Here is a 6,603-nt window from a genome sequence, read left to right on the forward strand (position 1 = left end):
ACAGCATTAATGTTCCAATAATGCTCTATTGTGAATTTGCAAAACTGATTAGCAACTCGTTACAATGCAAAAGAGATTTTTTTGCTAATTAAACTAAATTCAAGGAATATGTATGAGCTCAACCTATCGCCCAGAAACGCTCGCCATTCATGCAGGGTACGAACCAGAACAGACTACCAAAGCTGTCGCTGTCCCTATCTACCACACCAGTTCGTATGCCTTTGATAACACCCAACACGGTGCTGACCTTTTTGATCTGAAAGTTGCTGGTAATATCTACACCCGCATCATGAACCCAACCAACGCGGTGCTTGAAGCACGTATGGCAGCGTTAGAAGGGGGCATCGGTGCATTGACGGTAGCATCAGGGATGGCAGCGATTACTTATACCATCCAAACGCTATGTGAGGCAGGCGATAACATCGTTTCAGTATCAACTTTGTATGGCGGTACTTACAACTTATTTGCCCATGCGTTGCCACGTCAAGGTATCGAAGTGCGTTTCTTTGATTATACCAAACCTGAGACCTTGGGTGATTTGATTGATGAACGTACTAAATTGGTATTTGGTGAAAGTATTGGCAATCCATTGGGTAACGTGCTGGATATCGCAAAAATTAGCGAATTTGCTCATAGTAAAGGCGTACCTGTGGTGATTGATAACACTGTCGCCACGCCAACATTATGCCGTCCATTTGAGCATGGGGCTGATATTGTGATTCATTCATTGACCAAATATGTGAGTGGTTCGGGCACGTCGGTGGGTGGGGTGATTATCGATAGTGGTAAATTTGATTGGGGCGCTCACAAAGAACGTTTCGCGATTTTAAATACCCCAGATGCCAGCTATCATGGTGTCAATTTTGTTGAAGCCATGGGTGCTGCGGCGTTTATTGCCCGCGCACGCGTTGCGCCTTTACGTAATACCGGTGCGGCACTGAGTCCAATGAACGCTTGGCAAATTATGCTTGGATTAGAGACGTTAGCCTTGCGTATGGAGCGACATTGCCAAAATGCCCAAGCCGTGGCAGAATTTTTAAACCATCATCCACAAGTGGCTTGGGTCAAGTACGCAGGATTAACCGACCATCCAGAGCATAAGCTTGCGCAAAAATACTTTAGTGGTAAGCCATCAGCGATTCTAACCTTTGGATTAAAAGGCGGCCGTGAAGCAGGGGCGAAATTTATTGATGCGCTACAATTAATTACCCGTCTGGTCAATATCGGTGATGCCAAGTCACTCGCTTGCCACCCTGCAACTACCACGCACCGCCAGTTAAATGCTGAAGAGTTGCAAAAAGCAGGCGTTAGCGAAGACATGATTCGTTTATCCATTGGTATTGAACATATTGACGACATCAAAGCTGACCTTGAGCAAGCGTTAGTCGCCGCCAAATAATCTATTCAAATAAAAAGCGAGCATTAAGCTCGTTTTTTATTTGGACTAAATTTTTTAGATCAGAAAAATGCAAATGATAACCAAAAAAATTGGATTATGGGTAAAAAGTGTTGCCATATATGCCTTGGTGTTTATCGCTATCTATAATGTGGTCAATTGGTGGCGACAACCCATGATGCCAGCCAATCCTGTTTTACAATTTACTACCATTCAAGGTCAAACCATCGATTTGCAACAAATGAGTCAACAGCGACCTGTTTTGGTGTATTTTTGGGGTAGTTGGTGTGGCGTGTGTCGCCAAACCTCACCCAGTGTGGATAAACTGGCAAAATCAGCGGATTATCCTGTGGTGAGCTTCGCAGTGAATTCAGGCGAGCCAAATGAAGTACAACAATACTTAAGTCAACATGGGTGGCAATTTGTCACGATAAATGATGAAGATGGCAAAATTTTCACAGACTGGCAGGGACAAGTGACGCCATCTTTCATCATTTTAAAAGATGGCAAAATGGTACAAGGTCTGACGGGGATTCATCCAACGTGGGAACTAAAATTGCGACTGTGGCTATTACGATAATATTTATTACGACAACATTTACTTGCCCTGCCAAACTGGAGGACGTTTGGCAATAAACGCATCTATGCCTTCTTGGGCATCTGCCGCCATCATATTATCCGCCATGGTACAGCTAGCAAATTCATACGCTTGTTCGATAGGCATATTTAATTGTTGATAGAACATTTTCTTACCGACTTTTACTGCTAAAGGTGATTTATCTAAGATATGTTGGGCTAGCTGCTTGACACAGTCATCAAGTTTATCACTTGCGACAGCATGATTAATTAGTCCAAACTGCACCGCTTTTTCTGCACTGATAAACTCACCTGTCATCAGCATTTCAAAGGCTTGTTTGGCAGGTAGGTTACGACTAATTGCTACTGCGGGTGTTGAGCAGAATAAACCCACCCGAATTCCTGATGTCGCAAACGTCGCAGTATCGGCAGCAACAGCTATATCACAGGTGGCAACTAACTGACAACCAGCTGCAGTCGCAAGTCCTTGTACTTTAGCTATTACAGGTTGCGGCAGTTGCAAAATTTGCTGCATGACGTTACTGCAACGGGTGAATAGTTGCTGCTGATACTCGTGCTCAGGATTGGCACGCATTTGTTTGAGATTGTGTCCTGAGCAAAATGCCTTGCCATTGGCAGCCACTACCACCACTAGCACGTTATCATCGTTGGCTATTTGGGTCAGATGTTGGGACAAGGCAGTCAGCATTTCTTCTGATAGCACATTGTATTCTTGTGGACGATTGAGTGTAAGCGTAGTCAATCCATTATTATCACTGCGTAAGACATAATCAGTATCTGAGTTTATAGCGGTCATTTTTACATCCTTGTAAATGTTATTAATCCTTTTATCCTAACATAATTAACTATTTTCAAGCCAAAAAAATACCCCAAATTTATGGGGTATTTTTAATAAGTCTACAACCTAGCGGTTTTCACTTATTATTTAGCTGCTGCTGCTTGAGCCGCTGCTACTTCTTCAGCGAAGTTTTCTTGTTTTTTCTCGATGCCTTCACCCACTTCTAAGCGTTTGAATGCTTTAACCGTCATACCTTCAGACTTTAATATATCGCCAACTTTTTTCTCGTTGTCGATAACGTAAGGTTGGTTCAACAAAGTCACTTCGTTCAAGTACTTTTGTAGACCACCTGTGATCATTTTTTCAATCACGGCATCTGGTTTGCCAGATTCTTTTGCTTTCGCTTCGATGATGTCTTTTTCACGTGCTAGCGTATCAGCAGGTACATTGGCTTCATCAACGGCGATTGGGTTGAATGCCGCAACTTGCATCGCTACATGTTTTGCGGTGTCTGCATTGCCGCCTTCAACAGAAACCACTACACCAATACGAATACCGTGACGGTAAGAGGCTAGGTTATCACCTTCAATCACTTCTGCACGACGTACTTGGATGTTTTCACCGATTTTTTGTACGAGCTCAACACGGGCTTCTTCAACCGTTTGACCATCGCCATACGGCAATGCAGAGATAGCCGCTACATCAGTGGTATTGTTGGCAAGCGCAAGTTCAGCTACTTTGTTTGCAAATGCGGTGAAGTTAGCATCTTTTGCCACGAAGTCAGTTTGACAGTTTACTTCAAGTAGTAAGGCTTTGTTACCTTCTTGGGCGATAATGATAGCGCCATCAGCAGCAATGTTACCTGCTTTTTTAGCAGCTTTTGCTTGACCTGATTTACGCAGGTTATCGATTGCGGTTTCGATGTCGCCGTCTGCTTCTTGCAGGGCTTTTTTACATTCCATCATACCAAGACCTGTACGGTCACGTAATTCTTTTACCAGTTTTGCACTAATTTCTGCCATGAGATACCTCAATTGATTATCATTATAGATGAGAATTGGGTTGTTTATTGTCTAAACAGTTGGAGATTAAAGGACAAAAATGGGTGATTTTTGCCCTTTAATATTACGCTACAAATTCGAATTTTTATAAACCAATTTTGTATTTACTCATCAAAGTTAGTTTATAAAATTTTGATGACAGTATCATAACAACCTAAGCAATGCGCTGCTATGATACTGCGGTAACCCTTATTCTGCCGCAGCTTCTGCTGGTGCTTCAGTTACTGCTTCTTCTTGATTTGCTGCTTTGCCGCCTTGAGTTTTAGCGTATTCTTTACCAGCGATAATTGCATCTGCAACCGCTGATACGTATAGCGTTACCGCACGAATCGCATCGTCATTGGCAGGAATGACATAATCTACGTCATCTGGGTTTGAGTTTGTATCAACGATACCAATAACAGGGATACCTAAGTTTTTTGCTTCTTTGATTGCAATCGCTTCATGGTCAACGTCAACCACAAAAATTGCATCAGGTAAACCGTTCATGTTTTTGATACCGCCTAACGCACGCTCAAGTTTTTCCATTTCGCGAGTACGCTCTAGCGCTTCACGTTTGGTTAATTTAGCAAACGTACCATCTTCAGCTTGTTTTTCGTATTCTTTTAAACGCGTAATTGACTGACGGATGGTTTTCCAGTTGGTTAACATACCACCTAACCAGCGATGGTCAACATAAGGCATACCAGCGCGAGCCGCTTGTTCGCTAATAACGTTGCTTGCCGCACGTTTAGTACCAACAAATAGTACTTTGTTGCCACGCGCTGCTTCACGGTTAACGAAGTTTAGTGCTTCGTTCATCGCTTTAACTGTATGCTCAAGGTTGATGATGTGGATTTTGTTACGTGCACCAAAAATAAATTTACCCATTTTTGGATTCCAAAAACGAGTTTGGTGACCAAAGTGTGCACCGGCTTCTAAAAGATCACGCATTGAAACTTGGGTAGGATTAGCTGACGCCATGAGATTTCCTTAAGTAAAGTTGGGTTATGCCTCCACATTACCGATTAAGCCGATTTGCAAACACGCATCAAAATCTACAGGATTTTAATTAATCAAATTTGCAAACACCCAGCTTAACTCTTATCAAGCTTTTTAGCTTGAAAATAGCAATGTGTGTGTCATGTTAGTAAATAAAAAAAGCAATTTGCCATTTCAAGATAAAATGACAAACTGCTATTTTAACATATTTTTATATGGTTAAGCTATATGTTTTAGCAAAATCACATGGCGATTATTCAACCAATCCAATTAAGTCACCATAACCTTCTTGTTCCATTTCATTCACAGGAATGAAACGTAGCGACGCGCCATTGATGCAATAGCGCATGCCGCCAAGCTCAGGAAGACCATCATTAAACACATGACCTAAATGTGAATCACCCACACGGCTGCGTACTTCAGTACGTCGCATACCGTGACTGTCATCAAACAATTCATTGATTACTGCTGTATCAATCGGTTTACTAAAGGCGGGCCAACCACAGCCTGAGTCATACTTGTCTGATGAGCTAAAAAGCGGCTCACCACTCACAATATCCACATAGATACCACGTTCAAATTGGTGATCATATTCATGACTAAAAGGGCGTTCGGTGCCGTTTTGCTGTGTCACATAATATTGCTCATCATTCAGATTTGCCTTGATTTCAGCTTCAGACGGTCTTACATACTTCTGTGTATCGATATTAATTGAATTAGCCATAGACGTTCCCAGCCTTTGTTGTCATTGTAGAACATCACAATAGTTACAACCCGTCCAAAATTCAAGTAACAACTGTTTAAACAAATAGTAGTTTTGTGAAAAAGGCGAAAAGGGCTATAATACGTCTTCTTAAATTTTTGCAAAATCAGATAATTATTGTATGAAAACACTATTAAATAACCCTGAAGCTGTTGAAAAAATGCGCGTCGCTGGTAAATTAGCCGCCGACGTCTTAGTGATGTTAGATGAATATGTCAAAGAGGGAGTAACGACAGGGGCATTAGACAAGCTTGCCCATGACTATATTGTCGATGTCCAAAAAGCCATTCCTGCTAATGTCGGCTATCATGGCTACCAGCATACGCTTTGTACTTCAATCAACCATGTGGTTTGTCACGGTATTCCCGATGACAGCCGTATCCTAAAAGAGGGCGATATCGTCAATATCGATGTCACAGTGATAAAAGATGGCTATCATGGCGACACTTCAAAAATGTGGATTATCGGTGAAGGCTCTATCATGGCGCAGCGTATCTGCAAAATTGCCCAAGACGCACTATATGCAGGGATGAAAGCTGTTCGCAATGGCGCCTATGTAGGCGATATTGGCGCAGCGATTCAAGCGGTGGCTGAACCCGAGCGTTTTAGCGTAGTAAGAGAATATTGCGGACATGGAATTAGTGACGTATACCATGATGAACCACAAATTCTGCACTATGGTAAAAAAAATACCGGTCTACAACTGACCACAGGCATGACATTTACCATTGAACCAATGATTAACCAAGGTGTATGGCAAACCAAAACTTTACCCGATAAATGGACGGTAATTACTAAAGACCGTAAATTGTCCGCCCAATGGGAACACACACTAATGGTCACTGAAAACGGCTGTGAAGTATTTACCAAGCGTCCAGAAGAAGATTTGAGTTTTTTAAACAGTTAAAATATGAATAAAATCATGAGTATAAAAGAAAGTTAGCAATTAATTTAAAATTATTTATATTTTACTGTTGACACCAATTCCAATTCACGTATAATACGCCACCACTGAGCGACGAAGAGT

Annotated in this window: 7 protein-coding genes; 3 read left to right on the top strand and 4 right to left on the bottom strand. The window is 41.9% G+C overall.

Features of this window, described 5'->3' with window-relative positions:
* Nucleotides 1-112: 112 nt before the first annotated feature.
* Complete coding sequence (locus RTJ53_RS05680; protein WP_312276209.1) at nt 113-1,399, top strand: O-acetylhomoserine aminocarboxypropyltransferase/cysteine synthase family protein; 1,287 nt, start codon at nt 113-115, stop codon at nt 1,397-1,399.
* A 73-nt stretch (nt 1,400-1,472) separates the two neighbouring features.
* Nucleotides 1,473-1,976: a protein disulfide oxidoreductase gene (locus tag RTJ53_RS05685; protein WP_312276210.1), complete on the top strand. Its 504-nt coding sequence runs from the start codon at nt 1,473-1,475 to the stop codon at nt 1,974-1,976.
* 18 nt (nt 1,977-1,994) lie between these two features.
* Here RTJ53_RS05685 and RTJ53_RS05690 read toward each other — a convergent pair whose 3' ends face one another.
* The 4 genes from RTJ53_RS05690 to msrB all read right to left on the bottom strand — a co-directional run bounded on the left by RTJ53_RS05690 (nt 1,995) and on the right by msrB (nt 5,537).
* On the bottom strand, nt 1,995-2,789 hold the full coding sequence (locus RTJ53_RS05690) for an enoyl-CoA hydratase (protein WP_312276211.1): 795 nt from the start codon (nt 2,787-2,789) through the stop codon (nt 1,995-1,997).
* 125 nt (nt 2,790-2,914) lie between these two features.
* A complete protein-coding gene (gene tsf, locus RTJ53_RS05695; RefSeq protein ID WP_007115804.1) occupies nt 2,915-3,793 on the bottom strand; it encodes a translation elongation factor Ts in 879 nt (292 codons plus the stop codon).
* Between the two features lie 228 nt (nt 3,794-4,021).
* A complete protein-coding gene (gene rpsB, locus RTJ53_RS05700; protein WP_050324911.1) occupies nt 4,022-4,795 on the bottom strand; it encodes a 30S ribosomal protein S2 in 774 nt (257 codons plus the stop codon).
* 271 nt (nt 4,796-5,066) lie between these two features.
* Nucleotides 5,067-5,537: a peptide-methionine (R)-S-oxide reductase MsrB gene (gene msrB / locus RTJ53_RS05705; RefSeq protein ID WP_007115802.1), complete on the bottom strand. Its 471-nt coding sequence runs from the start codon at nt 5,535-5,537 to the stop codon at nt 5,067-5,069.
* 160 nt (nt 5,538-5,697) lie between these two features.
* On the opposite strand from msrB, the gene map reads away from it, so the two are divergent.
* Nucleotides 5,698-6,483 (top strand): type I methionyl aminopeptidase, encoded by a 786-nt coding sequence (map, locus tag RTJ53_RS05710; protein ID WP_100270570.1) that lies wholly within the window; start codon nt 5,698-5,700, stop codon nt 6,481-6,483.
* The last annotated feature ends 120 nt before the right edge of the window (nt 6,484-6,603 follow it).

The sequence above is a fragment of the Moraxella sp. CTOTU46711 genome (genome assembly GCF_031975715.1).
Lineage (GTDB): Bacteria > Pseudomonadota > Gammaproteobacteria > Pseudomonadales > Moraxellaceae > Faucicola.

Bases quoted from the DNA above. Each gene is read 5' to 3' on its own strand.
- RTJ53_RS05680 (WP_312276209.1), top strand. From the start codon at position 113: ATGAGCTCAACCTATCGCCCAGAAACGCTCGCCATTCATGCAGGGTAC.
- map (WP_100270570.1), top strand. From the start codon at position 5,698: ATGAAAACACTATTAAATAACCCTGAAGCTGTTGAAAAAATGCGCGTC.
- tsf (WP_007115804.1), bottom strand. From the start codon at position 3,793: ATGGCAGAAATTAGTGCAAAACTGGTAAAAGAATTACGTGACCGTACA.
- RTJ53_RS05690 (WP_312276211.1), bottom strand. From the start codon at position 2,789: ATGACCGCTATAAACTCAGATACTGATTATGTCTTACGCAGTGATAAT.
- rpsB (WP_050324911.1), bottom strand. From the start codon at position 4,795: ATGGCGTCAGCTAATCCTACCCAAGTTTCAATGCGTGATCTTTTAGAA.
- msrB (WP_007115802.1), bottom strand. From the start codon at position 5,537: ATGGCTAATTCAATTAATATCGATACACAGAAGTATGTAAGACCGTCT.
- RTJ53_RS05685 (WP_312276210.1), top strand. From the start codon at position 1,473: ATGATAACCAAAAAAATTGGATTATGGGTAAAAAGTGTTGCCATATAT.